The sequence below is a fragment of the Anatilimnocola floriformis genome (assembly GCF_024256385.1).
GTDB lineage: Bacteria > Planctomycetota > Planctomycetia > Pirellulales > Pirellulaceae > Anatilimnocola > Anatilimnocola floriformis.
Genome location: NZ_JAMLFW010000001.1, coordinates 6,221,063 through 6,247,875 on the forward strand (window position 1 = coordinate 6,221,063; position 26,813 = coordinate 6,247,875).

A 26,813-nucleotide genomic window follows, 5' to 3' on the forward strand; every position below is an offset into this window, starting at 1 on the left:
AGTGTCTGCAGAGTCCTATACTGAGGGCGCTCGGCAGTGACGACACTGCTTGCCCTGGCTGGAGATACGTTCTCGATACGTCATCCGCCGCGGCCTGCAGCCAGCCGCCATCGTCTGCCACCTAGCCAAATACTGTGCACCGCGGCCGCAATGCGGATATAGAGGACAGCCGTGAAAGAAGCTCCGACCGAAGCTCCCCAGGGGACCTTTCTCTCTCGCAACGAGTTTTTGCTTCGCCGGTTGCACTCGCTCAGCGGCATTATCCCGGTCGGGGCGTACATGGTGGTGCACTTGCTCACCAACTCGACCATTCTCGATAGCGCCCTGACGTTTCAAAAGAACGTTTACACCATTCACAGCCTGGGCTCGCTCCTGCCGCTGGTAGAATGGGTGTTCATTTTCATTCCGCTCCTGTTCCACGCCATCTTCGGCGTCGTGATCATTCGCGGCGGCCTGCCGAACAACAGCACGTACAAATACAGCAGCAACGTTCGCTACACGCTGCAACGGGCGACCGGCATGATCGCCTTTGTGTTCATCATGTGGCACGTCTTCCACATGCACGGCTGGATTCATTCGGAATGGTGGACCAAGGGAGTCGCCGCTCCGCTCGGTGGCTATAGCTTCCGTCCGTACAACGCGGCCTCGTCGGCAGCCGAAGCTCTTTCGCCGCTGATCGTGCAAATCCTCTACGCCATCGGCATCCTGTCTTGCGTCTTCCACCTGGCCAACGGCATTTGGACGTTCGGCATTACGTGGGGCGTGTGGATCACTCCTGCCGCCCAGCAGCGGGCAACGATCGGTGCGACGGTCTTTGGCGTGCTGCTGTCGATCGTGGGTCTGAGTGCTCTCGGCGGTTTTGCCACGAAGAGCAAGGACCAGATCAAGCAGATGCGGGAAGACGAAAACAAGATGTATGAAATGAAAACCGCCTCGGGCGATGTGACCAAGGACGATCACAAGCGTTGGCATGCACCAGCTGCTGAAGCTAAAGCGCATGATCCCAATGCACCGGAACCGCCGAAGGCGGCGGAAGAGAAATAGCTAGCCGGGGCTGACTGAACTTCCGCCCCTCACCCCAGCCCTCTCCCCGGAGTACCGAGGAGAGGGAGTAAATGAAATAGAAATCCCCAGCCCCTAGATCCTAGCCCCCAGCCCCTCAAACTCAGCCCCTTCCCCATGGCAAAGCAACGCGTTCTCATCGTCGGTGGCGGTCTCGCTGGTTTGGCAGCCGCCATGAAGCTGGCCGAGCTCGACATTGCAGTCGACCTGATGAGCCTCACGCCGGTCAAGCGCTCGCACAGCGTGTGCGCGCAGGGCGGCATCAACAGCGTGAACGATCTCACGCGGCAGCAGGGCGATAACGAATACCTCCACCTCGACGACACCGTCTACGGTGGCGACTTCCTGCAGCATCAACCGCCGGTCAAAGAAATGACCGTCTGGGGCCCGAAGATTATCGAGCTGCTCGATCGCTTGGGCGTTACCTTCAACCGCACTCCCGAAGGTTATCTCGATCGCCGGCGCTTCGGCGGTACGCTCTTCAAGCGGACGGCTTTTGCCGGCGCGACCACGGGTCAACAGCTGTTGTACGGTCTCGACGAACAAGTTCGTCGCTGGGAAACCGAAGGCAAAATCAAGAAGTACGAGTTCTGGGATTTCTGCGGTCCGGTGCTCGACGACAACGGCGTGTGCCGCGGCGCGATCGGCCAAGATCTCAACACGATGGAAATGCGGGCCTTTCCCGCCGATGCCGTGATCGTCGCTTCGGGCGGTCCGGGTTTGATTTACGGCCGGTCGACGATGTCGATGGTCTGCACCGGCAGCGCTGCGAGTCGTTGCTTCCAAGCCGGCGCGAAGTTCGGCAACGGTGAGTTCATTCAAGTTCACCCCACTGCTATTCCCGGCGCTGACAAGCTCCGCCTGATGAGCGAATCGGCCCGCGGTGAAGGTGGCCGCGTGTGGGTGCCGAAGAAGCCGCAGGATGGCCGCGATCCGCTGACGATTCCTGAAAACGAACGGTACTACTTCCTCGAAGAACGCTATCCCAAGTACAAAAACCTGGTGCCGCGCGATATCGCTACCCGCGAAATCTTCGACATCTGCGTCAACGAAGGCTTGAGCGTCGAACAAGACCGCCTCGCCGTTTATCTCGACCTGACGCACATTCCGCGAGCCGAACTCAATCGCAAGCTGGGCGGCATTCTCGAGATCTATGAGAAGTTCCAAGGGGTCGATCCCCGTGCGAACCCGATGAAGATTTTCCCTGCCGTCCATTATTCGATGGGCGGTCTGTGGGTCGACTACGCCAAGAGCGGCAACGGCGGCTTGACGGTGGGTTCGCCGAAGAACCAGGTCACGAACATCCCGAACCTCTACGCCATCGGCGAATGCGACTATCAATATCACGGCGCCAATCGCCTTGGTGCGAACTCGCTGTTGAGCTGCATTTTCAGCGGCCTCATCACTGCCCCGGGCATCGAGACGCTGCTGAAGGGTACGAAGACGGCTGCTTCGGAACTGCCGTCATCGCTGTTCGAGCGGGCTTTGAAGCAACAGCAGGCCCGTCACAACGAACTTCTCAAGCGGCCCGCTGGCGGCTCGAATCCTTATCTCATCCACCAAGAGCTCGGCGATGTAATGACGAAGGCCGCCACGGTCGTGCGTCGCAACGATCAGCTCCGCGATGCGGTTGCCAAGGTCAAGGAGTTGCACGAGAAGTCGCACAAGTGCAGCCTGTCGGACAGCGGCAACTGGACGAACCAGAACGTGGTCTTCACCAAGTCGCTGATCGACATGTTCCCGCTGGCCCTCACCATTCTTGAAGGGGCCCTCGCTCGCGATGAAAGCCGCGGCGCTCACTACAAGCCCGATTTCTCCTTCAAGCCCCTCACCGCCACCGAACCAGCCGAGCGTCGTCGCCAGGCCGAGAAGTGGTGCGACGAGTTCGACGCCAACAACGACAAGTGGTTGAAGTCGACCATCGCCACCTGGGACGGCAAGGAAGTAAAGCTCAGCTACGAGGATGTCGATACTTCGATCGTCACGCCGCGGCCGCGTCTGTACGGCCTCGTTGGCGCCGAAGAGATCGAAAAGGTCTGGAAAGAACGCCAAGCCGCCAAAGAACAAGCCGCCGGCAGCAACGGCAACGGTGCCGCTAGCAAAACTGCAATGGCTGGAGCGCACTAACAGTCGCCTTTCACTCCGTGAAAGGACGCGTCTTTTGAGGCATGCACTCGGGGACGCGGGACATCATGATTCATCGGTTGAAATAGAAAGACGCGTCCTTTCGCGGGAGCGAAAGGCGACAGAGAGAAAATCATGGCAGACTCGCATCACAGCAATGGTCACGACTCGCACGGCCACGATTCCCATGGTCATGCAGATCACGGCGATTCGCACGCGAAGCCCGATTCGTTCGAGGTTCGCGTTCTCCGGCAAGACGGCCCGGGCCAACCCAGCTACTGGGAACGGCACACGGTCAAGTACGAACCCGACATGAACGTGATCAGCGTGCTGCAACGCATCGCCGCCAAAGCCACCTCAGCCGACGGCAAGCACGTCGCGCCGGTCGCCTGGGACTGCAACTGCCTGGAAGAAGTGTGCGGCGCGTGCACGATGGTCATCAACGGCAAGGTCCGGCAAAGCTGCTCGGCCCTCGTCGACCGCCTGCTCGGCGACCACCCCGCCGAAATCGAACTTCAGCCAATGACGAAGTTTCCGGTCGTCCGTGACCTGGTCGTCGATCGCAGCCGTCTCTTCCGCGGTCTGCAAAAGGTGAAGGCCTGGATCCCCGCCGACGGCTACTACGACCTCGGCCCCGGCCCGAAGGTCTCGGCCAAGACGCAGGAACAGACCTATCCTCTCAGCGAATGCATGAGCTGCGGCTGCTGCCTGGAAGCCTGCCCGCAATACCTCAAGGTTGAACTCGTCCGCGACGACGGCGAAACCGAAGAGCAATTCACCACGCGCAAGAACAACACCTTCGACGGTGAGTTCGTCGGTGCCCACGCCATCAGCCAGGCCGTCCTCTTCAACATGCACCCGACTGGCGCCATGAACGCCGGCGAACGCCTGGAAGCCCTCACGCAAGAAGGTGGCATCCAAGTCTGCGGCAACGCCCAAAACTGCGTCGCCGTCTGCCCGAAGCGCATCCCGCTCACCACCAGCATCGCCCGCGCCGGCCGCGCCACCACCTTCCACGTCCTCAAGAAGTGGTTCGGCGCGTAGTTGGTATGAATCATTCGAACGCAAAGCGTTCAAACTCCCTCGCCCCTGTACTCAGGGGAGAGGGTTGGGGTGAGGGGCTAGTGCGGCGAGCAACCCTCCCATCCAAAAAACGAAACCCGGCTGATCAACTCAGCCGGGTTTTTATTTAACCCCGGCCGGCAACTGTTTAATCCACTCCTCCACCAACTTCACCGCGCTCTGATGCACGGTCTTCGAGCCGATGTGCGGCATGCGGCCGAGGGCGGTCAAGTTCATGCGGTGCAGGATGACGCTTTGCTCGGGATGACCGGGGGCGATGAGCGCCGCGTCCTTGATGCCGAACGAGCCGTGGCCCGGTTTCATGCCGGTGATGCCCAGCTGGTCGAGCGGCAGGGTCGAGGTGAGTTTGAACTCCGCGTTGCCACCGCCCCACTTGGTGTGGCAATGGGCGCAATTCGAGTGCAGATAAGCCCGCGCACGAATGTCGATGGACTGATTCGCATCGTCATAGTTCGCCAGCTGCGGCAGTTCCTCCGGCTTCTTCGGCAACGGCTTGTCGAATAGGCCGATGTGATCGAGCGTGGCCAACTGATTGGCGAGCACACCTCCATAGTCGTGGTCGCGATTCATTTGCAGCGTGCTCACCCCCAGCGCAAACTTCGCCGCATTGTTGTGGCACAGCGCGCACTCGGCCCGGCTGGGAAAGTGATAGGTCTGTTCGATCGTTTGATCGCCATCCTTGATCCGCAGCGTCTTATCGAGCCCGGCGCCATCGAGCAGTTCAGCATCGGTCTGCTCGTCGTTCCACACGTAGGTGTAGCCCCGCCAATACTGATCGCCCACTTCGTTCGAACCGGGGAACTGCTGAAAATGCAGCAGCCGAGTCTCAAGTCGCTTGCGGCTCGCCGGATTGCCGCGTTCCATATCCATGAAGAACGACTTCACGAGCACGGTGCCATCAGGAAACTTCCAACCGGCCGGTGCCCCTGGCGGGCCTTCGGGATAAACGTTCTGATCAAAGCCAACCTGGCCGTTGCCCGGAATCGCGATGAATCGCTGCTTCACGGCGTGATCGCTCCATAGCTCCGCGTTTACCGAGTAGGGAATCACGCCCGGCGCGACTTGATGATCTTTGACTGATTGGAAGATGCCGGTCTCGCTCAATTTTTTGGGAAACGGCGGCGGAGTCTTCGCCAAATCCGGCGCTGACGCCAGTCGATGCAATCCGCCACCCATGAAGTCGATGAGCAGAATTTCCCCCTCGTGATCTTTGCAGAAGGCCACGATGCGATGCGTCGTCCGCGCGAGTTCGCCATGGTCGATGACAGAAAATTCTTGACTGATACCCGAACGTTGCGGCTTGAATGACCAAATGCGGCCGGTGTCGAAATCGCCGTAGATATAGTGCCCCTGCAATTCGGGAAGTCGCTTGCCCCCATAAACATAGCCGCCCGTGATCGAGCGAAAATCGCTGTGCGAATGCTCAACGACCGGCTTCAAGATCGGCGATGGCCCGAGCTTCCGCTCTGGCCGAAACGGATGCGATCCCTCCGTGATGCTCCAGCCGTAGTTGCCACCACGTTTGATGGCGTAGACCATCTCCCACAAATCCTGGCCGACTTCACCGGCCCACAGCTGGCCATCGGCGCGATCGAAACTGAATCGCCAGACTTGTCGCAGACCATAGGCCCAAATCTCAGGCCGTACAACTTTGCCGCCGACAAACGGATTGTCCTTCGGCACGACATAACCCTGATCAGCGCCGGCACTGTCGACATCGATCCGCAGTAGCGAGCCAAACAGATCGCTGATGTCTTGCCCCGTCTGCCGTTCATCGGCGATGCCCGACGCATCGCCGGTCGCGATATACAGCATGCCGTCGTTGCCGAATGCGAGGGCTCCGCCGTTGTGGCCGCCGTTGTGCCACTCGATGATCTTTTTTTCCGAGGCTGGATCGAACTTCGGCGGATCGCCGCTCACCCGGAAGCGCGACACGCGCGTGCCGTTCGGCACGTTGTCTTTGCGTGGATCAGGGATGTAGGTCACATACACAAAGCCGTTGTCCGCAAACTGAGGGTGAGCGGCCATCGCGTACACGATCTGCGGTAGCGGCTTGCCATCTTCGGTCTTGCCGACGAACTCGTAGGCGAGTTCTTTGGTCGCCGCTGCGGAGGAATCGAGGAATGAGTAGATCTGCCCTTTGCGCTCGGCGACCAGCATTCGGCCCGGCCCCGACTCAGCGACAGAGTTGCGCCGGACCGGCAGGGCCACGGCTTCGAGCGGCTCGTTGAACTTCAACTTCGGAAACGCCGGTTGCGTCACATACCGGAGCGGCGGTTCGGGCGAACCGACGACTCGCGATGTCGTCCACGGTGTCCGCTGCTCGAGGCCGAACGGCTTGCGAACGGGCGGAGTTTTTTCTGCCGCTGCGAGTGGCCAAACGAGCGTTAGCGCAACGAACAACATCAACACGCGGATCATTGAGAGGCTCCCGCTGGAGTTCCGCCTGCAGGCGGCTGACTGTCACAACCAAGGAGCCGGCCGTAGCCAGAACTCCAACGCAGAAGATGGCCGTCCGCCGAACGCAAGTCAAGACTTTGCGGGGCGACTTTTAACGCGCGACGGGTTAAGATCAAATCGTCCCACCTCCCTCTCCCTCCTTCTGCCCGAGGACGACTGCATGGCTCGGCGCGCTCTTGGTTGCTGTCTCTTGTTGTTGCTGTGCTCGCGCGCTGCGATTGCCGAGCAACCCTTCACGGCCAACGACTACGCCGCGCGCATCAAGCCCGTACTCAAAGAACGCTGCTTTGCATGTCATGGTGCGCTAAAGCAAGAAGGGAGTCTGCGCGTCGACTCGGTCGCGAATTTGCTCAAAGGTGGCGACAGCGGCAGCTCGCTAAAAGCCAGCGACGTCGCGGCGAGTTTGCTGCTTAATAAAATTACGGCCAAGGAAGAATCCGAGCGCATGCCGCCGGAGGGAGAGCCGCTCAAGCCGGCGGAAATCGAAGCGATTCGAGCCTGGATTGCGGCAGGATCGCCGGCCCCGGAGAACGAACAAGCCGAGCGCGATCCGCGCGATCACTGGGCTTTCAAAGCGCCGATTAAAGCGCCGTTGCCAATGGTGAAGAACGAAGCCTGGGCGAAAAACCCGATCGATGCCTTCATCGCGGCCGAGCATGACAAGCGTGGGATTGTCCCGCAGAAACCAACTGACAAGCGCCTCTGGCTGCGGCGCGTCACGCTTGACCTGATCGGCTTGCCGCCGACGAGTGAAGAGATGGGCGCGTTCCTCGCCGACGACTCGGCAACCGCGCACGACAAGGTTGTCGATGGTTTACTGCAACGGCCTGAATATGGCGAGCGCTGGGGCCGTCACCTGATGGACATCTATCGCTACAGCGATTGGTGGGGGCTCGGCGCGGAAGTTCGCAATTCGCAAAAGCACATCTGGCATTGGCGTGACTGGATCATCGAATCGCTCAACGCCGACAAGCCCTACGACCAGATGATTCGCGAGTCGCTGGCTGCTGACGAACTCTATCCCAACGACCTCGACAAACTCCGCGGCAGCGGCTTTCTCGCCCGGCAGTATTTCAAGTTCAACCGTACGAGTTGGCTCGATGAAACCGTCGAACACACCGGCAAAGCCTTCCTCGGGCTGACCTTCAACTGTGCGAAGTGCCACGATCACAAGTACGACCCGTTCTCGCAGGTCGAGTACTACCAAATGCGGGCCATCTTCGAGCCGTACCAAATCCGCACGGACGTTGTCGGCGACGAACTCGACTTCGAAAAGAACGGCATTCCGCGGCCCTTCGACTGCAACCTCGATGCGGTGACTCATTTGCATATTCGCGGAGACGATCGGAATCCAGACAAGACGAAAACGATCACGCCACAGCCGCCAGCGTTCTTGTCGGTGGGTGAATTCGCAATTCACGAAGTAAAGTTGCCGCACGATGCACATCAACCTGGTCTGCGGGCTCACGTCATCGCGGCGCAGCGCAAGTCGGCCGATAACGCCATCACGGCAGCGCGCGCAGCGCTCACGGCAGCTCAAGCGAAGCACGCAGAGGCGCCCGACGATCAAAAGGCAAAATCGCTGCTCGAAGTCGTCATCGCGGAACGAGCTTTCAACGTTGCCGAAGCCAGCGTTCAAGCGTTCGTCGCTCGTTTGGCTGCCGACGAAGCTCGTTTCCATCCGGCCAACTCCGAAGATCCCAAGCCACGGTTCATCGAGGCAGCCGCGGCGGAAAAAGAAGTCGCCGTAAGAAAGGCCGAAGAAGAAGTGGCCCGCGCCGAGCTCGCGCTACACATTGCTGCCGCCGACAAGAAGGCCGAGCCCGAAAAGAAGCTCGCGGCCGCCAAGACCGCGCTCGAAGCAGCGATGAAGAATCTCGCCGCGCCGGGTGAAGCCTACACGTCACTCGTCGGCTCGCTTAAAACTCTCGAGTCGAATCTCGAACAGGAACCGTCGCGCAAAAAGCCGTTCCCCACGACCAGCACTGGTCGGCGAACCGCGCTTGCACAGTGGATCACCGATCCGCAGCATCCGCTCACTTCGCGAGTCATCGTCAATCACGTTTGGAATCGCCATTTCGGCCGCGCGCTGGTTCCGACCGTCTTCGACTTCGGCCGTAAGGGAACTCCGCCGACGCATCCCGAGTTGCTCGATTGGCTCGCCGTGGAACTGCGCGAACGCAACTGGAGCTTAAAGCATTTGCATCGCCTGATTTGCACCTCGCAAACCTATCGACTGAATTCATCTACCGCCGGGGCGACCGCAGAAACCCTTGCTGCCGATCCCGATAACAAGTTCTATTGGCGAGCAAGTCCGCTGCGGATGGAAGCTCAGTTGGTGCGCGACGGCTTGCTGCATCTGGCCGGCGAACTCGACCTGAAGCAAGGCGGCCCATCGATTCCGGTCGCCGATGCGAACTCCAAACGCCGCAGCTTGTACTTCGTCCACTCTCACAACGAGCATCAGCAGTTCCTGCAGGCCTTCGACGACGCCAACGTGCTCGAGTGTTACCGCCGCAGCGAAAGCATCGTGCCGCAACAGGCCCTCGCCCTCGAAAACAGCCCGCTGGCAACGGCCATGACGGAGAAGATCGGCGCGAAGTTGCAAACAGCAAACCCGCAGGCCAGCGATGCGGAGTTTGTACGCACCGCGTTTCTGCTCATTCTTGCTACCGAGCCGAAGCAATCAGAAATTGACTTGGTGCTAGGATCGATCGCACAATTAACCGACATCGCCAATCAAAAGAAGCTGCCTAACGCTCAGCAGCACGCACGCATTCAAATCATTCACGCCTTATTAAACCACAACGACTTCGTCACTATCCGGTAAGGGAAGCAGAGGCCATGAAAACAATCTCCTCATCGCCCGATCTCCCCACCGCCCCATCGCGGCGCAATTTTCTCAAGAACGGTCTTTCCACACTCGCCCTCAGCGCGCTCATTGCGCAAGACAGCCGCGCCAATCCCGCCGCCGAATGGCAGCCGCCAACAGGCCAGCCGCACTTCGCTCCGAAGGCCAAGAGCGTCATCTGGCTGTTCATGAACGGCGGCGTGTCGCACATGGAGTCGTTCGATCCCAAACCGGAGCTGACGAAGTATGCCGGCAAAAGTATCAGCGAAACGCCGCACGCCGATGTGCAGAATCCGGAGAAGCTGAAGCTCGCGCGGGTGACGGTCATCAACGATGCCAATGGTCAGCAGCGGAACAAGATTTATCCGCTGCAGGTCGGCTTTAGAGAGTACGGGCAGGCCGGCATTGAGATGAGCGATTGGGTGCCACACATGGGCTCGGTCGTCGACGATCTCGCGATCATCCGCTCGATGTACACGACCGACGACAACCACGGCGCGCAGACGCAGTTCCATTCGGGGCGGCACATGCTCGACGGCGAATATCCGACGCTCGGCGGCTGGGTGCATTACGGTTTGGGGTCGCTCAACGACAACCTGCCGCAGTTCATCTCGATGGGCAAACGCGAATACTGGAACGCCAAGGACGGCCACTACCTGGGCCCGGCCCACGACGCGATTCCCATTCGCGTCGATCCGGCCAACCCGCTCGACTTCGGCAAACCGGCGAAGAACATTTCTGCCAGAGAACAGCAAATCGGGTTCGATCTGGTCGGCAAGCTGAATCAACTCAAAGCCGAAGAGTATCCAAACGACGCAGCGCTCAGCGCGCGGATCAAAGCGTATGAGCTCGCCTATCGCATGCAAACTTCGGTGCCAGAGACGCTCGATCTGAACCGCGAAACGCAGGCGACGCAAAATCTGTATGGCATCGACGATCCGGCGACGAAGGATTTTGGCTTGCAGATGCTCGCAGCCCGGCGGTTCGTCGAGCGCGGGGTGCGGTTCATTCAGGTGCAGCACGGCGCGGGTGGCGCTGGCGTGTGGGATGCGCATGGCGGACTGAAAGCTAACCACTCGAAGAATTTCCAAGCCGTCGATAAACCGATCGCCGGTTTGATCAAGGATCTGAAGCAGCGCGGTCTGCTCGAATCGACACTCGTGGTCTTCGCCAGCGAGTTTGGCCGCACGCCGGGAACGCAGGGTGCCGATGGCCGCGATCATCACATTTATGGCTTTAGCGTGTGGATGGCCGGCGGCGGTTTGAAAGGTGGCATCGTCCACGGCGTGACCGATGAAATCGGTTTCCACGCCGTTGAAAACCGTCACTACGTCACCGACATCCACGCCACGATTATGCAGCAGTTGGGGCTCGACTCGCGGCGGCTAGAAATCCCCGGCCGCAAGCGACTCGATATTGATCACGGCAAAGTGATCAGCGAGATCGTGGCTTGAAACTGTTGCGATCGGTTACTTGCCGCCGCGGAACGTCGAACTTTGCACGATCTCATGGATCAAGCTCCGCGTGCCGAAGTTTTTCTCGCGTAGCCGCGCGACGATTTCGTCGATCTCGACCAAGTCACCGCCACTTGGCGGTCGGCCCGTGGCGTAGGTCAGAAATTTCACGGCCATGTTGCGGGCCAGTTGATCGGGATCGGCGAGCAGGTGAGCCTTGAGTTCCGTGAGATTCTGAAACGGCTGGCCAGTAACGGTTTCGCCCGAGGGGTCGATGATAGGACCATCCATTTGCAGGCGATTGTCCTTGAGAAATCGATAGCGTTCGCGCTGCCGGCCGACGACGTCGAAGCTTTCCAGGGCAAAGCCCGGCGGGTCCATCTTCGCATGGCAGGAATTGCACGTCGGGTTGCTGCGATGCTTGGCGAGTTGTTCGCGAATGGTGGTCGCACCGCGCACATCGGGATCGATGCCGCTGATGTTCGGCGGCGGCGGATTGATCGTCTTGCCCAGGAGCCGCGACGTGACGAACACACCGCGCACGACCGGCGAGGTCGTCGTGCCGTTGGCGCTCACTTTCATAATACTCGGTTGAGTCACAATGCCGCCGCGACCACCGCCGACGCGGAGCGGTGTTTTGCGCAGTTCGGCGCCCACCACATCTTTGATTCCATACAGCTTGGCGACCGGGGCGTTGAGGTAAGTGAAATCGGAGTCGATGACGTTGGTCGTGCTTAGATCTTCGCGAACCATCGCGGCAAAGAACTGCCGAGTTTCTTCCAGCATCGAGTCGACCGTGTAGGGCATGATGTCCGATTCCCACGCGTCGTCAGGATAGAGTTGCCGATCGGGCTGCGTGCTGTTGATGTCGCGCAGCTTCAGCCATTGGCCGGTGAAGTTCTCCACAAAGCGGCGGCACTTGGGGTCATTCAGCAAGCGTTCGGTTTCGGCCCGCAGCACCTTCGGATCGGCCAGTGTGCCATCAGCGGCTAGTTTGCGAAGCTGCTCATCGGGCGCGGTGCTCCAGAGGAAATACGACAGTCGCGCGGCGAGCGCGTGAAGATCGCTCTTGTCGGTAGACTCGCGGCTGAGAAACACGAAATGAGCGGACGAAAGAATTGCTTTCTGAGCGAGCCGTAGCGACTCCTCGAACGACGCCGGCTCGGCCAACTTGCCTTGAAACAACGCGACGAACGGCTGCACTTCTTCATCATTCACAGGACGCCGAACCGCCACCGCCATGAAGTTTTTGAGGAGCCGCCGGGCGTCGTTCTCGGGATCGGCAGAAACGACGGTGTACAGCGGTTGCGGGCTGTCGTGCGGACGCTTCGGCCGCGGCAGCTTATCGCCGTCCTTCCATTTTTCGACCGCCAAATCACCGAACATCAACTTGCGAGCGGGCGTCGGCCAGGATTCGAGCAGCGGGCCTTCAATCTCGGTCCACTCCACGGCCACGCCTTGGTAATCGAACTTCTTGGCCCCTGAATCGGTGCCATGGCCGTGGTGCAGGGTCACGGCGTTGAAGTGCAGATGGTCGCTCGGTTCGAGCCAGGTCGTCACGGTCGATACGGTCGGCTGATCGGGGAGCGCGTCGAAATATCCGAGCACCTGCTTCTGCGTGGCGAGGCTGAACGCTTCGGCCTTAGTGCAGGGGACGAGCTCACCCTTCTTCCAATGAAAGGCATACGCGGAAATCTTGATCCGATACATGCCCGCCATCGGAATGCGGGCTTTGTGATGATTGTTCAGATACAGCAGGCCGGCGGGATCAGAATGAAAGAACGTTCCCATCGCTTTCACGGGCTCGATCTTGTCTGGGTTGGCTCCCTTTTCGACGACGCCTGTTTCTTTGTTCCAGATTGGATCGGCGCCATCGGCGGCGAGTTGAATGGTTGCGCCTTCGCCGGAGCGCCGCCACCAACCGTCGCAGTGCTGCGGATAGTAGCGGATCGTTTTTGTTTCGGGCCGTTCGGGAAGCAGGCCGAGGGCGGCGCCTTTCGACAGCGCGACTTCGGCAGCGTCCATGTAGTTGGCCATCTGCACGTAAGAAATGTCGAGTGAGTTGGCCACGGTATCGAAACCCTGGCTGTCACCGTCGACGGGCAACATTTCTTTGATCTCGATTCCTGGCAAACCGAGCATGTCGCGCAGCGAGTTCTCGTGCTCGGTGCGATTCATGCGGCGGACAATCGGCGGTTGCGGCGCTGCCTTCAGATTTTTCGCGAGCCATTCGACCACTGGTTTGCTGGCCGCGGCGGTTGGTGCTTCGGCATCTTTCGGCGGCATGGTGCGATCGCGCAGTTGCTCGCGAACGTTGCTCCACACCTGCGCGATCTTCGGATTGCTGAAATCGGCTGGCAGCGTGACGAGATTCAAACCCGCTTCGGGCTTCTCGCCGCTGTGGCAGTTGGCGCAATGCGTTTTGACAAACGGCTTGATGGTTTCATCGAAGCCAGCCGGCTCCGCGGCCAACACAACAGCAGGGATTGCGAGCGCAGACAGGGCCCACAGCGAAGAGCGAAACAGATTCATCGGCCAGATTCCGAAAGAAGACAAAATTCCCACTGCGACTCGATCGCCTACGCTTTGAATTCCAAGCCGGGCAGCGTCGTCGTGCCGGTCGAGAATTTGCTCGTTTCGATCCCCATCCGTTGCAGCATGCTGACGTAGAGATTCGCCAGCGGATGGTTGCGGTCCTTATCAAAGGCCAAGTGCTGGCCGTGCCGGAAACCGCCGCCGCAGAGCATGACCGGCAGGTTCACATTGCTGTGCCAGTTGGCGTTGCCCATCGCAGCGCCGTGCAACACCATGGTGCGGTCGAGCAGCGTCTCTTCCCCTTCCGTCACGCTTTGCAAGCCGGCGAGAAAATCGCGGAAGCTCGCCATTTGGTTTTCTTCCATCTTCCGCAGCGTAGCCATCACTTCGGGTCGATTGCCGTGGTGCGTGAGCGAGTGATGCGAATCGGCGCCAGGAATCTTGTGCGTCGAATGCTGATCCTGAGCCATGATCGTGATCAGCCGAGTCGAGTCGGTTTGAATTGCGAGCTTCGTCAGGTCGTACATCAGCTTCCCCTTCGCCGACGTATCGTTGTTGTCTTTCACATCGGCCGGCGGCTGCATTTCGACCTTCGGCTTGTCCTTGTGTTCCCATTCTTCGGCGCGCTGCAGTTGCTGCTCGAGCTCGCGCACGGCAGTGAAGTATTGATCGAGCCGGCCGCGATCCTCGGGCCCCACGCGGCGCTCGAGTCCCTTGGCACTGGTGGCGACCGCATCGAGCACGCTGCGACCATCGCGCAATTCGCGGAGCCGTGCTTTCAGTTCGTCCGCGGTCCCTTGCAAGAACAACCGCTTGTAAACCGCCGACGGCCATTGCTCGGGTGGAATGCCGACGCCGGCCTGCGTCCAGGAAAGGTTTTGCTTGGTCTCGTGACCGATGATGAGATTCAAATGTGCGAAACGGGTCTGCGTGCCGATGTGCTGGGCCGCGTATTGATCGAGCGAGATCGTATTGCGAAACCCGCCGCCACCGGGATGGGCAGCGCCGGTGAGAAAGCAAATATCGGCCGCATGCCCGCCATCGACCTGCGGATGCGACAGGCCGGAGAAGACCGTCGTGTGCGGCCGAAAATCCTTGACGATTTCCAAGTAGGGCGAAGCCTTATAGTCGGCTCCCGTTCCTTTCGGAAAAAAGTATTCGGGAATGAAACCCATGTCGGAGCAGATCGCTACCATCCGCCGCGGCCGGACATTTTTCTCACTCGCCTTGTCATTCGCTAGGACCGAACGAATCATCGCGCTCAGCCAAGGGAGCGCGAGCGCCACGCCGGTGGCACGCAGAAAGCTGCGCCGATGAAGGCGCGACGACGGAGAGAGGATGGTTCGCATCTTGCAGGGTTCGAGTGAAAGCGGTGGGGAGTTGGTGCAGACTGTTGATCTTACCTAATGGTGCCACGCGAAGCGACTGTTACGAATTCGAACTACGGCAGGGGCCGCAGCTTTTTTCGCACAGGTACAATCATCAAACGATGCCTTGGCTTTCTACGAAGCCGGGCGATGGCGCAACTGGAGCATTCGAGCGTGGCTGAACGTGTCCATCAAAATCCAAATTTGATTTTCTCCATTGGAACGCAAGTTGTCACTCTGAGGAGCATTACCGGCGAAGGGGGCCGCATTCTGCATCCCAATGGTTCCGTGGGTGTTGTCATCCGCTCGCCCGGCGACCTGAATCACTCGTATCGAGTTCGATTTCTGGACGGGATCGAAGACTCCTTGCGGCGGGAAGACTTGACGACGCTGGCCCATTTCAAGGAAGGCGAGATCGGTGACTCGCAAATCACAGTAGCTCGGAACGACCTGTTCTCGCGAGTGATTTTTCGCTGCATCATTGGCTCGCGAGCCTACGGCTTGGAAGGCGAGCACTCCGATACAGATTACCGAGGCATCTATCTTCCTCCGGCTGACCTGCATTGGTCGCTGTACGGCGTTCCCGACCAGATCGACCGAGAAGAGACTCAAGAGCAGTGCTGGGAGTTGCAGCGGTTCTTAATATTGGCGCTCAAAGCGAACCCAAACGTCCTTGAGTGCCTCTATACACCATTGATCGAGAACATCACGCCGCTTGGAGAAGAACTGCTGTCAATGAGGTCTTCGTTCCTCTCGCGCTTGGTATTTCAAACCTACAACGGGTACGTCACCTCGCAATTTAAGAAGATGCAGGCTGACATCCGCAATCAAGGTCAAGTGAAATGGAAGCACGTGATGCACCTGATCCGGCTTTTGATTTCCGGTATCAGCGTGTTGCGCAATGGTTTTGTGCCAGTGCGTATGGACTCCCAACGAGAGCAACTGCTGGCCGTGAAACGAGGCGAGATTGCCTGGGATGAAACCGAGCGTTGGCGGATTAGTTTGCACCAAGAATTTGAACAGGCTGTGCAGCAAACAAGCCTGCCTGATCGACCCGACTACGAGCGCGCCAATGCCCTGCTCATTAAGGCGCGGCGTGCGGCTTTGCTGGAGGAACTTCCATGAATTTTGACCCCCGTTTACACCAACAAGTCGCCAGCCATCCTCACCCGCTGCTGTTCGCCACGATTAGTGGAGCGCATCTGTATGGGTTTCCATCAGCCGATTCCGACTTCGACCTGCGCGGCGTTCATTTGCTACCCCTCACGGAGGTCGTCGGCTTGAATCCGGGCCAGGAAACGATTGAAAAGTCGGGGTTCTACGACGGGCTGGAAATCGATCTCGTCACTCACGACGCCCACAAGTTTTTCGGCCTGATGCTGAAGAAGAACGGCTATGTGCTCGAGCAACTGCTGTCGCCGCTGGTCGTTCATACGACGCCAGAGCACGAAGAACTCAAGGCTTTGGCCACCGACTGCATCACCAAGCATCACGCCCACCATTACCTTGGTTTCGCAGCCACGCAGTGGAAACTGTTTCAAAAAGAGTCGCCGCCGCACGTCAAGCCACTGCTCTACGTGTATCGGGTCTTATTGACCGGGATCCACCTCATGCGCACGGGTCAAGTTGAAGCCAACTTAGTTCACTTGAACGAGGTGGCGAAACTGGACTTCATTCCCGATTTGATTGCCCGTAAGGTCGGAGGCCCCGAAAAAGGCCGGCTGGATCAAGCCGACCTGGAGTTTCACGAGCGGCAGTATCAGCAACTGACTGCGGAACTCGAACAGGCCTACGATCGAAGCAATCTGCCCGAAACGGCACGAGGGACTGCGGCGATGAATGATTTGCTTGTGAGGATTCGGATGAAAACGAGAGCGTAGTAGGTTAGGACCTGCTGAACCTACGATTTCTCTAGGTTCAACCCCTCACCCCGACCCTCTCTCCGGAGTACCGTGGAGAGGGAGTGAAGACGTGGCTTCGCCACGCTCAGCTCATCGCTACGGTAACCGTCTTATTCTCGAGGTAACCCTTCAAACCTTCTTCGCCGAGTTCGCGGCCCTGGCCTGAGAACTTAAAGCCACCGAAGGGGGCAGCCGCATCGAAGACGTCGTAGCAGTTGACCCACACCGTGCCGGCGCGGAGCTTGTTGGCGAGGGAGTGGGCCTTGCCGATGTCGCGGGTCCACACGGCGGCGGCCAGGCCGTAGAGGGTGTTGTTGGCACGGGCGGCGATTTCGTCGAGGCTCTTGAACTTCAGCACCGACATGACCGGGCCAAAGATTTCTTCCTGGGCGATCTTCATGTCGTCCTTTACGTTCGTGAAGAGCGTCGGCTCGACATAGAAACCCTTTTCGCCGAAGCGCTTGCCGCCGGAGAGCAGATTGGCGCCTTCTTGCTTGCCGCTGTCGATGTAGCCGAGGATCTTGTCGAATTGTTCCTTATCGACCTGCGGGCCTTGCTCGGTGTCGGGATCGAGCGGGTCGCCGAGCTTGCGGGCTTTGTTCATCGACATGATGGCGTCGATGAACTTGTCGTGGATCTTTTCTTGCACAAACAGGCGGCTGCCGGCGCAGCAGCATTGGCCTTGGTTGAAGTACAAGCCGAAGTGCGAGCCGGCGACGGCAGCGTCGATGTCGGCATCGTCGAAGACGATGTTCGGGCTCTTGCCGCCCAGCTCGAGCGTCACGCGCTTCATGGTGTTGGCTGCGTCGCGCATGATGATCTTGCCGACCTCGGTCGAGCCGGTGAAGGCCACCTTGTCGATGAGCGGATGCTTTACGATCGCGCCGCCAGCCGTTGGTCCATAGCCGGGAACGACGTTGATCACGCCGTCGGGAATGCCGGCCTTCTGTGCGAGTCGCGCCACGCGGAGACAAGTGAGCGGCGTTTGCTCGGCAGGCTTCATCACGATGGTGCAACCGGTGGCAAGGGCCGGGCCCCATTTCCACGCGGTCATCAGCAGCGGGAAATTCCAAGGAATAATCTGCCCAACCACACCGACCGGTTCGGGCCGTGTGTAACAGAAGTAGTTACCGCGGATCGGCACGGTCTTGCCGTGAATCTTGTCGGCGAAGCCGGCGTAGTAACGGAGGCAATCGATCGTCAGCGGCAGGTCGGCGTTGCGGGCATCGCGAAACGGCTTGCCGTTGTCGAGCGATTCGAGCGCGGCGAGTTCATCGATCTCGGCTTCCATCAGGTCGGCGAGCTTCAGCATCAGTCGGCCGCGGTCACGCGCGTCCATCTTGCTCCACTCACCGCTATCGAATTGCTTGCGAGCAGCCTTGGCGGCCGCATCGATATCGGCAGCGTCACCTTCAGCGACATCGGCGATCAACTCCTCGGTAGCCGGGTTGTACGTGGCGAATGTCTTGCCGCTCTGCGCTGGCACCCACTGGCCGTCGATGAAGCAAGTCGTCTGCTGAATCTTTGGGCGGGCGATTTTTTTGGAAGGGGTCGCGGTAGCCATCGATCGAACTCCGAGGAAGAGGAAGATGTGTTCGGGCTGGTGTCTCTTAGTATTCTATGCGCAACGGCCGAGCTGGTGGGTAGTTGAATGGGCCAGAATTCAGCAGCGACAACAACCCTGAAAACCGCACTCCGGTCAGTTACAATAAAGTCTTCTGATCTTTCCTGATTCTCACGAGCGATGGCATGCGTTCCGCCTACTTCTCCGTTCTCTGTTCGATCCCTGGTGTTCTGCTGGCAGCTGCCATCGTCGGCTGTGGTCAGGGGGAATACGACGCCCGCGCCGGCGGCGCCAAAGCCGCCATCACTCGCCGGGCCAACGAAGGGCCGCAGGAACTCGCCAAGGACTACGCCACCGTGCGGAGCGCCGCAGGCTCATCAGGGCTCAAGGTCCGCTTTCCCTCACTGCTGACGGCCCAGACGACATCGCTCGATGCTTCCAAACCGGGGGCCAAATTGCTGCAGGCCGACCTCCCCGGATTTTGTTACACGATGCAACGGCCGCTGGCCGATGATGCTGGAAAGACCATCCCGGCCTACTGCTATCTGTATTTCGTCCCCAAGGCGGAAGCGGATAACTTGCATAACCTAGTGCAAGCCGCGGCTGCGATGGCAGGGGGCGGGGCCTGGGGCGACAACCCACCCGTGAAAGCCCCGACTGGCGACATTGCGGTGAAATTCCTCAAGTGCGCCGGGGATATGGAATTCGAAGTCAACGGCGCCAACGAACGGCTGCCGGGACAGATCGAAGTCTATTCCTTCGATGCCGGAGCCAATCGGGTGATCGTCGCCTGGCGGGCCGCAACTTCCGTCGATACCAAACACAAACTATTTGCCGCCGTAAAATCATCGATGGCATCGGTCCAGCTCGATGGTCCCGCGCCGGCCGCTCCCGCCGCTCCAGCACCCGCGGCAGGAAGTTAAGCACCGCTCACCTTCACTCCCCCACTCACGGAGCACTTTCCCGTCATGGCCGAGTACACGAAATTCCAGCAGAACGCGATCAAGAATTTCTACGACAATCGCGACACGATCGCCCTACAGCGCGTGCAAGAGCTGGTCACCGAGCTGTACCTGTCGGAAGGCAAGAAGCTGCAAAAGAACTGGGACAGCGTGATCCTGCACTTGTCGAAACTAAACGTCGACAAGAAGACGCTCGACCATCTGCGCAAAGAAGCCAAGCCTGAACTCGTGGCAACGCTGATCACCAAGATGCTCAACAAGCAAGACGCGACGCCGGTGAAAAAGTAAACGTCGCATTTCGTCGTAGGCCGGAACAAGCGGTACTCCGCGCTGTTCCGGCATGAAGTGCTAACAAAGCCGGAACTGCACAAGTTAATTCCGGCTGACTTCTTACTTATCTCGCACGGCCATAAAGCTCTTCACCAGGCCGGCAACTCGCTCATCAATGAGCTTCGCATCGGGAAACATCCCGGCAAACTCGCGGCGATTGAGCAGTTGAATCTCGCGAGCGTAACCGATGGCTTCTTCATCGGTCTTGGCCTTCGGAAACCAACCGAGCTGAAAGCGCTTCAGCAGAAACACCTTCGTCCGTTCCGGCAAAAACTGAAACCCGGGGAACAGGAAGTGGGGCTCGATCGGGAAGTACCGATTCGGCGTCTGCACGAAATAGCGCACGCCCACGCGGCGAATTTCGTTCGCCATCCGCAGCTGATCGGCAGCGCCGCCGACGTGTTCGATCACGCTGTTCGAAAACGCCAGATCGAACTCACCATCGCCGAACTGCGACAGATCGCGAGCATCGCCCACGATCCAGCGAAACCGCTCGTCGGGCTCTTGAGCCGGATAGATGTTGATGACCGTGAAGTCGAGGTCGTCGCGGTCGGCCAGGTCCATCATCTTCCAAAACGTATCGGTGCCGCCGACATCCAGAATCCGCAGCGGCTTGGCGGCGCTCTTTTCAGCGCCATCGATCACTGCCATCAAGTGCGCCAGTCGCGCTCGGCGAGCCCGATAAGCAAAGGACTGTTTATTCTGAAAATCAGCTTGAGCAGTAGACATGCGCGTAGACCTGTGGTGCTGGAGACGTACGGTCTGCAAGCTTAGGTCACGGCACGCCGGCTGGTCTGAAAAAAGGGCTGCGGCGGACGGCTGTAGCGATCAGAAGGATTAGTCAGCCCCCAGATCTCTCCACGTGCAATCGGGATGAATGCGGCAGTATTCGACATTGAATTGGTCAGCGACGATCCGGCGTACCTTGAGAGCAATGTCTCGCTTCGTGCCAGCGGGTAAGGCGGCCATAAACTCGTCGTCGCTGATCGGCGGAGCACTCGTTGCGAACGGCTCCTGTTCCGCTCTGGATGCGAGGTGCGCCAAGAGCAGGAGTGCTGCAGGAATGGCAATCGCAAACGCGATCGCCCCCCAGTCGCTGGTGTTCATCGTTTCGTCTCCAGGTTTCTGCTAGGGAATTTCTTTTTCTCCGGCCAGTACATTCGTAGCGCGCGAGCACCGAAACGCCAACAATCAATCCGCATGCCGCCGTTTGATGATCAGCCTGTTGCCCTGTTGCTCGACGTAGCAGTTCTCACGGTCCAAATGATGACCGAGCAGGTCCCGCCGCGGCCGAGGTGGATTGGGTCCACGCATGGGAGTGGAGAACAGGCGATGTTCTTCGGAATCGATCAAGTTAACCGAAACGAAGATGATCAGCGACTTGCCAAACTCCGGCTCGAACATTTTGCTGAACCGCGCGGCAGGGTGCCAGATGCTGAATTGATCGGCTGCGACTTCCTCAAGCCAGAAGTTTTCTTGTCGGGAGCCCGGATCGAAGCAAACGTCGTAAACGCCCGTGCGATCTTGCCAGTCGAGAGACTTCGCCGTAATCGGGACAAAGTTCAAAGCATTAAAGCGAAAGGCCAGTGTGTGATCATTTTCCAGAGCATCGGCGAGCAGGACTTCGCCCAAAGTTAATTCTGAAAACTCCGCGTTCTCAAAAGGCAGATGATTGTCAGATTGAACCACCAGCCGAGTTGCGCCAACCGAAAACTGAATCTGTGCATATAAGCACCACTCTGCGTGTAGCTCCGCGCGCCGACCCACTTTTTGATCGAGCTTGCAGCGAAGTTCGCTATCCGGCACGTGGCCGTCGAGCCAATGAGCGAGCGCTGAATCGATGGACTGATCGTTCCACTTCACTAGTTTCCCAAGGTTGTATTCGGCCGACTGCAACTCCCGCCCGTCCGGCGCTGCCCAAGTTCGCCGGCCATGACGCTTGCCTGCCTTCCATTCCGCCCGCATGATCACGTCGGCCGTCGTCGTTACCCACTTGCCGTGATTCTCTCCCTGCTGAAAGCTTCCTTCGATTCGACGCTTCTTGTCAATATTTAAAAAAGGCCCATGCCGCTTACGGTTCAGATAACGGTTTTCGATAACGACCTGGTCATTCATCCAGGCCCGCTCCAAGCGCTCCTCGCCTTCGTCAAAAAAACGCTCAACTAGGTGAGTCTTCTTCGAATACCCGCGTGTTTCCCAGCCATGCTTGACCGGCTTGCCATTCCAGCCGCGGTGGTAATGGCTGCTGAAGCCCAGGCCCCCTTCCTCCCAAGGCCAGCGATAGATCGTCAAGCCGATTCCCACGACGGTCATCAGCAGCAGTAGGGCACGCAGGCCGAATTGAAACCGCCAAGATCGTAGGGAAAGGAAGTGGAGCATCGCGTTCTTCTTGCGCTACTTCGTCTCACGGTTTCTGCCACGGAATCTCTTTCTCTCCGGCCAGCACGTTTGTCGCGCGAGCGGCCACGAAGAGGTAATCGCTGAGCCGGTTGAGATAGCGGATCAGCAATTCCGAAATCTCGATGTTCGGTTCGTTGGCGAGCGTGACCAAGCGGCGTTCGGCGCGGCGGCAGACTCCGCGAGCAATGTGGATGGTGCAAGCGCCGCGGTTGCCTGCTGGCAAAATGAACTGCCGGAGCGGCGGCAAGTGCGTTTCGAGTTCATCAATGGCTTGCTCGAGCGCGGCGACGTGCGTTCCCGAGATCCAAGCCGTGCCCATTTTCACCGGATCGGGAGTGGCGAGCTCGGCGCCGACGGCGAAGAGTTCGTTTTGCACGGCGGCCAGGGTTTGCTCGATGGCGGGCGGGAGCGGTTCGCAGCGCGCCAAACCGAGTACGGCGTTCAGTTCGTCGACCTCGCCGTAGGCTTCGATCCGCGGATTGTCCTTGCGGACGCGGGGGCCGGCGAAGAGGCCTGTTTCACCGGTGTCGCCGGTCTTGGTATATATTTTCATGATTGGCTACGTGTATTCCCGCCTGGAGAAATCGATATGCGATTGCGTTGTTTGTTGGCCGCTGTGTTGTTGGCGTTTCCCGCATTGCTCGCGGCGCAACCGCCGGGCGTCGATCCGTCGAAGGGTCCGCCTGCCGAGTCGATCGAAAAGAAATTCCTCTCGAACGTGCAGCAGGTGACGCGCGGCATGGTGAAAGCCGGCGAAGGTTACTTCTCGCCCGATGGCAAGACGATCGTCTACCAGGCCCAGCCGCTCGACTATCCGTTTTATCAGATTTTTATCCAGACACTGCCGGATGGCGTGCCACACCGAATCAGCACCGGTCGCGGCCGCACGACGTGCGCGTACTTCTCGCCCGATGGCACGAAGATCATGTTTGCGTCGAGCCATCTCGATCCGAACATGACCAAGACCGAAGAGGACGAAAAGAAAACGCAGGAAGAAAATAAGCGGCTCGGCCGTCGGCCACGCTACTCGTGGGATTTCGATCCCTACACCGAAATTTTTGAGTGTGATCTGCAAGGTGGCAACCTGAAGCGGCTGACCGACTCAAAGGGCTACGACGCTGAAGGTGCCTACTCGAAGGACGGCAAGCTGATTGCCTTCTGCAGCGATCGCGATGGCGATCCCGATTTGTATGTGATGAACAGCGACGGCACGAATGTGCGGCAGCTGACCAACGAGCCTGGCTACGACGGCGGGCCGTTCATTTCGCCCGATCAAAAATGGGTGATCTTCCGCAGCGACCGCAAAAAAGCTGAGCACCTGCAGATTCACGTCATTGGCATCGACGGCAAAAACGACACCGCCCTGACCGACATCAACGGCGTGTGCTGGGCGCCGTACTGGCACCCGACCGAGCCCTACATCATCTGGACCGGCGCCGATCACACCGATCCCAACGCCCGGCCGAACTACGATCTGTGGCTCGCCAAGTACGAAGCGAAGGACGGCAAGTTCTCGATCGGCGAAAGAATCCGCGTCACCGACTTCCCCGGCGCCGACGTGCTGCCGGTCTTCTCGCCCGATGGCAAGAAACTGATGTGGACCAGCGGCCGCACGGAAGATCGCAGCAGTCAGCTGTTCATCGGGGATTTTCGTCTTCCGTAGGCGCAGTCACTCCGTGACTCGCAACAGGTGTTTGGCAGCGCGCGACAAGAACTGCGCGCTGCTTGACGTCAAACTCTGTTTAAGTCGCAGTTCTGCTCTTATCTTGATATGCCGGAATTTCCCTTTCAGTGTTTTGATCCGAATCAAGACCACACGATTGTTTGGAAGCGGCTGCCGCATTGGGCCCAAGCCGGAACAATTTGTTTCATCACATGGCGGACTGCTGACTCGTTCCCACGCGACTTGGTGGAAAAATTTATTGCTCGTCGCGAAGAGCTACTTAGACAACTGAGCATCGATCCCCGCGGTGACTGGCGGCAGTCAATCCAAAAATTGCCAACCGCAATCCGCGAGCGGACGCAATGGGAACTATTCGCGAACTGGGACGAGCAACTCGATCTAGCAGCTGGAGCTTGTGTCTTACGCGAGCCAGACCTCTCCGAAATTGTGCTGAATAGCCTGCTGCATTTCGACAATGATCGGTATTTTCTCACCGATGCCGTTGTGATGCCGAACCATGTCCACTTGCTGGTAGCGTTTCGCAGCGAAGCGATGCTGGTGACGCAATGCAAGTCGTGGAAGAGATATACCGCTACGAAGATTAACCGTTGGTTGCGAAACAAAAACTATTCGACAAATTCGGGGATAATGCCCGTCTCGGCGAGCGGCGAGTTCTGGCAAGTTGATCAGTTCGATCACCTCGTGCGTTCACCTGACGAGTATGCCAGGTACCGTCGCTACATTGCCGAGAACCCAGAAAAGGCGGGACTCGTGGCGGGAAGCTACCGCTATTATTCAAAACCGATCTCAGGTTCAATTACACCGTGACACGCAGTCGAAGTGTTCTCAGCCGATTCGACTTCCTCTAGCCAAACAACTGTTGCGAGTCACGGAGTGACTGCGCCTACACTTGGCAAGCGAAGCACAAAGCAACTTCCTGGGCCATCGACGGGTTCGCAGGTGAGTTCGCCGCCGAGGGCGGTGGCGATGCGAGCCGCGATGGCGAGGCCCAAGCCGGTGCCGGCGATGCCTGCCTTGCGGGCGTTCGGCGAGCGGAAGAAGGGCTCAAAGATCGCCGTCCGTTCGCTGGCGGGAATGCCAATGCCTTGATCCTGCACGGCAATGATGGCCGCGTGTTTCGATTGCCGAACTTCCACCGTCACCGGCGTGCCGGGCTCGCTGTATTTGAGCGCGTTGCTCACCAGGTTTTCAAGCAGCTGACTAAGAAGCGCCGGCGAAGCCGTGATCTCGGCTGGCTGCAGCGATTGAAAATGCAAGTCAGTGGCGCGCGGGTGCTTTTCGAAGCGCTGCAGAAATGATGGGAGCCACGATTTAAGCGAGATTTGCTCGGCCGTCGGCGCGGCTGCCTCTCCTTCGGCCCGCGCGAGAAAGAGCAGACTCTCGACGACTTGCTGCATTTCAGTGGTTTGCTCCAACAGCACACTCAGCGTCCTGGCATGTTCTTCCGCGGTGCGCGGTCGGCGAAGCGCGACTTCAATCTGTCCCCGAATGGCGGCGAGTGGCGTGCGGAGTTGATGGGCTGCATCGCCGGTGAATCGCCGTTGCTGACCGAGTGTTTTGAAAAGTTCATCGAGCACTGCATTGAACGCGACTCCGAGCTCGGCGAGTTCATCGCCAGTTTTCGCGACAGGGATTCGCTCCGTCGAGAATTGACCATTCGTCGAAGCGAGACTCATCTCCCGCGCATCGTCGGCCATCGTCCGAACAGGCCGAAGCGCCGCCGCGCAAAAGCGATGACCGACCACGGCAGCGATCAGCCAAGTGCCGATCGGCAGGACGATAACCAGCAGCGAAACCCAGCGGAGATTGGCATTCAGATCTTCAGGCGAACGGCCAACAGTGACCACCAGCGCAGCCCGCTCCAGCGCGTCCCGTTCTTCGATCGGCTTGGGATGTTCAGCCGCGAGCCGATGCTGCAACACTCGCCAGTTCCCCAAATCGAGCGAATCGGCGTGCTCCTCCTGGTGCAACTGCTCGCCGTATTTCAGCAGCTCATCGTCGAGTGATTTGCCGGGCGTGATGTTCTGCGACCGCGTGACGATTTTGCCCGCTTCGTCGAAGATCGCCCAACGAATGTCCTCCAGGCCATCCTCGCTGCCGAGATGGATCGTGTGATCCGACGGCTCGAACTTCACATCGTCTTCTTCCACTTCAACGGCAGCCGTCAGTTGATGCAGCGCGGCGTGCAACTGTCGCTCGAACTGCCGATGAAGTTGCTGCGACACGAGGACATACATCGTGACGGAATAAATGGCCAGGATGACGGCGAGCGCGACGAGAAAGAACGCCGAGACGCGGTTGACGAGCGACATTTATTCCTCGCCCGCGGAGTGATCTGCGTGTTGTGCATCGAGCGCGTAACCACGGCCTCGATGCGTGTGAATGATCCGCGGGCCCTGAGTTTCCAACTTACGGCGCAGTTCTTTGACGTGCACTTCGAGCGTATTCGACAAACCATCGTATTGCTCGCCCCACACGGCATCGAAAATTCGCGTGCGCGAGAGGATTGTCCCCGGATGTCGCAGCAGGAGCGTAAGGAGTTGAAACTCCTTGCCGGTCAGATCGAGGAGTTGTCCCTCGCGATATGCTTTCTGTGCGGCGAGATCTACTTTCACGCCGGCATATTCGAGTTCGAGCGGCGTGGCCTGGCTCGGTCGGCGGAGCAGTGCTCGCACTCGCGCCAGAAGTTCCTCAAAAGCAAACGGCTTGGTGAGGTAGTCGTCGGCGCCAGCATCGAGGCCTTCCACTCGCTGAGCAATCGCATCGCGGGCAGAGAGGAAGAGCACCGGCGTGGTTCGATTTTGTTGACGAAACCTCCGCAACAGCGAAATGCCATCTTCGACTGGCAGCCACCAATCGAGCAACACGAGATCCCACACGCCACTGGCGAGGGCAATGCCGCCGGCTCGGCCGTCGGCAGCGTGTTCGACTTGATAACCCTCCTCGGTCAGACCGCGCACGAGGAAGTCCGCAATCCGCGGCTCGTCTTCGACAATCAAAATGCGGGCGCTCATCGTCGGCCGGTTGTAACTTTTG

Annotated in this window: 21 protein-coding genes; 11 read left to right on the top strand and 10 right to left on the bottom strand. The window is 59.0% G+C overall.

From position 1 onward, the window contains the following. Positions 1-171 precede the first annotated feature (171 nt). The 3 genes from M9Q49_RS24665 (at position 172) to sdhB (ending at position 4,230) form a co-directional block, all read left to right on the top strand. The gene (locus tag M9Q49_RS24665) at positions 172-1,044 is read left to right on the top strand and encodes a succinate dehydrogenase cytochrome b558 subunit (RefSeq protein WP_254511752.1); all 873 of its coding nucleotides are present in this window, start codon (positions 172-174) and stop codon (positions 1,042-1,044) included. Positions 1,045-1,179: 135 nt separating this feature from the next. Beyond that, a complete protein-coding gene (sdhA, locus tag M9Q49_RS24670; RefSeq protein WP_254511754.1) occupies positions 1,180-3,189 on the top strand; it encodes a succinate dehydrogenase flavoprotein subunit in 2,010 nt (669 codons plus the stop codon). A 132-nt stretch (positions 3,190-3,321) separates the two neighbouring features. Next, positions 3,322-4,230, top strand: a complete 909-nt coding sequence (gene sdhB / locus M9Q49_RS24675; protein ID WP_254511756.1) for a succinate dehydrogenase iron-sulfur subunit — start codon at positions 3,322-3,324, stop codon at positions 4,228-4,230. A 141-nt stretch (positions 4,231-4,371) separates the two neighbouring features. On the opposite strand, the gene M9Q49_RS24680 is transcribed toward sdhB, so the two are convergent. Then, on the bottom strand, positions 4,372-6,690 hold the full coding sequence (locus tag M9Q49_RS24680) for a PQQ-dependent sugar dehydrogenase (RefSeq protein ID WP_254511757.1): 2,319 nt from the start codon (positions 6,688-6,690) through the stop codon (positions 4,372-4,374). Between the two features lie 199 nt (positions 6,691-6,889). Between M9Q49_RS24680 and M9Q49_RS24685 the strand changes: the two genes are divergently transcribed. Both M9Q49_RS24685 and M9Q49_RS24690 read left to right on the top strand, forming a co-directional pair. Then, positions 6,890-9,559 (top strand): PSD1 and planctomycete cytochrome C domain-containing protein, encoded by a 2,670-nt coding sequence (locus tag M9Q49_RS24685; RefSeq protein WP_254511759.1) that lies wholly within the window; start codon positions 6,890-6,892, stop codon positions 9,557-9,559. 14 nt (positions 9,560-9,573) lie between these two features. Beyond that, on the top strand, positions 9,574-11,034 hold the full coding sequence (locus tag M9Q49_RS24690) for a DUF1501 domain-containing protein (protein ID WP_254511761.1): 1,461 nt from the start codon (positions 9,574-9,576) through the stop codon (positions 11,032-11,034). Positions 11,035-11,049: 15 nt separating this feature from the next. On the opposite strand, the gene M9Q49_RS24695 is transcribed toward M9Q49_RS24690, so the two are convergent. Next, positions 11,050-13,566, bottom strand: a complete 2,517-nt coding sequence (locus M9Q49_RS24695) for a DUF1592 domain-containing protein (protein ID WP_254511763.1) — start codon at positions 13,564-13,566, stop codon at positions 11,050-11,052. A gap of 47 nt (positions 13,567-13,613) precedes the next feature. Next, a complete protein-coding gene (locus M9Q49_RS24700) occupies positions 13,614-14,918 on the bottom strand; it encodes a DUF1552 domain-containing protein (protein ID WP_254511765.1) in 1,305 nt (434 codons plus the stop codon). Positions 14,919-15,086: 168 nt separating this feature from the next. Between M9Q49_RS24700 and M9Q49_RS24705 the strand changes: the two genes are divergently transcribed. Together M9Q49_RS24705 and M9Q49_RS24710 are read left to right on the top strand one after the other, a co-directional pair. Beyond that, entirely contained in the window at positions 15,087-16,061 is a 975-nt protein-coding gene (locus M9Q49_RS24705; RefSeq protein WP_254511767.1) for a nucleotidyltransferase domain-containing protein, read from the top strand. Next, entirely contained in the window at positions 16,058-16,816 is a 759-nt protein-coding gene (locus M9Q49_RS24710; RefSeq protein ID WP_254511768.1) for a nucleotidyltransferase domain-containing protein, read from the top strand. Before M9Q49_RS24705 ends, M9Q49_RS24710 begins: the two co-directional genes overlap by 4 nt. A 106-nt stretch (positions 16,817-16,922) precedes the next feature. Here the strand turns inward: M9Q49_RS24710 and M9Q49_RS24715 are convergent, their stop codons facing one another. Further along, positions 16,923-18,401, bottom strand: a complete 1,479-nt coding sequence (locus M9Q49_RS24715) for an aldehyde dehydrogenase family protein (protein ID WP_254511770.1) — start codon at positions 18,399-18,401, stop codon at positions 16,923-16,925. A 185-nt stretch (positions 18,402-18,586) separates the two neighbouring features. Here M9Q49_RS24715 and M9Q49_RS24720 point away from each other — a divergent pair, with 185 nt between their 5' ends. Further along, positions 18,587-19,324, top strand: coding sequence for a hypothetical protein (locus tag M9Q49_RS24720; RefSeq protein ID WP_254511772.1), 738 nt, complete (start codon positions 18,587-18,589; stop codon positions 19,322-19,324). A gap of 45 nt (positions 19,325-19,369) precedes the next feature. Then, on the top strand, positions 19,370-19,651 hold the full coding sequence (locus tag M9Q49_RS24725; RefSeq protein WP_254511774.1) for a hypothetical protein: 282 nt from the start codon (positions 19,370-19,372) through the stop codon (positions 19,649-19,651). Between the two features lie 102 nt (positions 19,652-19,753). Here M9Q49_RS24725 and M9Q49_RS24730 read toward each other — a convergent pair whose 3' ends face one another. From M9Q49_RS24730 to M9Q49_RS24745, 4 genes are all read right to left on the bottom strand, one after another. Continuing rightward, positions 19,754-20,422 carry a class I SAM-dependent methyltransferase gene (locus M9Q49_RS24730; protein ID WP_254511775.1) on the bottom strand — a complete coding sequence of 223 codons (669 nt, stop codon included), beginning with the start codon at positions 20,420-20,422 and terminating at the stop codon, positions 19,754-19,756. 108 nt (positions 20,423-20,530) lie between these two features. Next, entirely contained in the window at positions 20,531-20,800 is a 270-nt protein-coding gene (locus M9Q49_RS24735) for a hypothetical protein (protein ID WP_254511777.1), read from the bottom strand. Between the two features lie 84 nt (positions 20,801-20,884). Further along, positions 20,885-22,072, bottom strand: a complete 1,188-nt coding sequence (locus M9Q49_RS24740; protein ID WP_254511779.1) for a hypothetical protein — start codon at positions 22,070-22,072, stop codon at positions 20,885-20,887. A gap of 25 nt (positions 22,073-22,097) precedes the next feature. Next, on the bottom strand, positions 22,098-22,646 hold the full coding sequence (locus tag M9Q49_RS24745; RefSeq protein WP_254511780.1) for a cob(I)yrinic acid a,c-diamide adenosyltransferase: 549 nt from the start codon (positions 22,644-22,646) through the stop codon (positions 22,098-22,100). A gap of 36 nt (positions 22,647-22,682) precedes the next feature. Here M9Q49_RS24745 and M9Q49_RS24750 point away from each other — a divergent pair, with 36 nt between their 5' ends. Beyond that, entirely contained in the window at positions 22,683-23,756 is a 1,074-nt protein-coding gene (locus M9Q49_RS24750; protein WP_254511782.1) for a biopolymer transporter Tol, read from the top strand. Between the two features lie 108 nt (positions 23,757-23,864). After that, positions 23,865-24,584, top strand: a complete 720-nt coding sequence (locus tag M9Q49_RS24755) for a transposase (protein ID WP_254511784.1) — start codon at positions 23,865-23,867, stop codon at positions 24,582-24,584. A gap of 59 nt (positions 24,585-24,643) precedes the next feature. Here the strand turns inward: M9Q49_RS24755 and M9Q49_RS24760 are convergent, their stop codons facing one another. Continuing rightward, entirely contained in the window at positions 24,644-26,089 is a 1,446-nt protein-coding gene (locus M9Q49_RS24760) for a sensor histidine kinase (RefSeq protein ID WP_254511786.1), read from the bottom strand. Next, entirely contained in the window at positions 26,090-26,791 is a 702-nt protein-coding gene (locus M9Q49_RS24765) for a response regulator transcription factor (RefSeq protein ID WP_254511788.1), read from the bottom strand. Positions 26,792-26,813 lie beyond the last annotated feature (22 nt).

Excerpts from the sequence above, each read along its gene's own strand:
- M9Q49_RS24730 (WP_254511775.1), bottom strand. The coding sequence starts at position 20,422 with ATGTCTACTGCTCAAGCTGATTTTCAGAATAAACAGTCCTTTGCTTAT.
- M9Q49_RS24760 (WP_254511786.1), bottom strand. The coding sequence starts at position 26,089 with ATGTCGCTCGTCAACCGCGTCTCGGCGTTCTTTCTCGTCGCGCTCGCC.
- M9Q49_RS24690 (WP_254511761.1), top strand. The coding sequence starts at position 9,574 with ATGAAAACAATCTCCTCATCGCCCGATCTCCCCACCGCCCCATCGCGG.
- M9Q49_RS24750 (WP_254511782.1), top strand. The coding sequence starts at position 22,683 with ATGCGATTGCGTTGTTTGTTGGCCGCTGTGTTGTTGGCGTTTCCCGCA.
- M9Q49_RS24765 (WP_254511788.1), bottom strand. The coding sequence starts at position 26,791 with ATGAGCGCCCGCATTTTGATTGTCGAAGACGAGCCGCGGATTGCGGAC.
- M9Q49_RS24700 (WP_254511765.1), bottom strand. The coding sequence starts at position 14,918 with ATGCGAACCATCCTCTCTCCGTCGTCGCGCCTTCATCGGCGCAGCTTT.
- M9Q49_RS24710 (WP_254511768.1), top strand. The coding sequence starts at position 16,058 with ATGAATTTTGACCCCCGTTTACACCAACAAGTCGCCAGCCATCCTCAC.
- M9Q49_RS24720 (WP_254511772.1), top strand. The coding sequence starts at position 18,587 with ATGCGTTCCGCCTACTTCTCCGTTCTCTGTTCGATCCCTGGTGTTCTG.
- M9Q49_RS24755 (WP_254511784.1), top strand. The coding sequence starts at position 23,865 with ATGCCGGAATTTCCCTTTCAGTGTTTTGATCCGAATCAAGACCACACG.
- M9Q49_RS24715 (WP_254511770.1), bottom strand. The coding sequence starts at position 18,401 with ATGGCTACCGCGACCCCTTCCAAAAAAATCGCCCGCCCAAAGATTCAG.
- sdhB (WP_254511756.1), top strand. The coding sequence starts at position 3,322 with ATGGCAGACTCGCATCACAGCAATGGTCACGACTCGCACGGCCACGAT.
- M9Q49_RS24695 (WP_254511763.1), bottom strand. The coding sequence starts at position 13,566 with ATGAATCTGTTTCGCTCTTCGCTGTGGGCCCTGTCTGCGCTCGCAATC.
- M9Q49_RS24740 (WP_254511779.1), bottom strand. The coding sequence starts at position 22,072 with ATGCTCCACTTCCTTTCCCTACGATCTTGGCGGTTTCAATTCGGCCTG.
- M9Q49_RS24745 (WP_254511780.1), bottom strand. The coding sequence starts at position 22,646 with ATGAAAATATATACCAAGACCGGCGACACCGGTGAAACAGGCCTCTTC.
- sdhA (WP_254511754.1), top strand. The coding sequence starts at position 1,180 with ATGGCAAAGCAACGCGTTCTCATCGTCGGTGGCGGTCTCGCTGGTTTG.
- M9Q49_RS24680 (WP_254511757.1), bottom strand. The coding sequence starts at position 6,690 with ATGATCCGCGTGTTGATGTTGTTCGTTGCGCTAACGCTCGTTTGGCCA.
- M9Q49_RS24735 (WP_254511777.1), bottom strand. The coding sequence starts at position 20,800 with ATGAACACCAGCGACTGGGGGGCGATCGCGTTTGCGATTGCCATTCCT.
- M9Q49_RS24685 (WP_254511759.1), top strand. The coding sequence starts at position 6,890 with ATGGCTCGGCGCGCTCTTGGTTGCTGTCTCTTGTTGTTGCTGTGCTCG.
- M9Q49_RS24705 (WP_254511767.1), top strand. The coding sequence starts at position 15,087 with ATGGCGCAACTGGAGCATTCGAGCGTGGCTGAACGTGTCCATCAAAAT.
- M9Q49_RS24725 (WP_254511774.1), top strand. The coding sequence starts at position 19,370 with ATGGCCGAGTACACGAAATTCCAGCAGAACGCGATCAAGAATTTCTAC.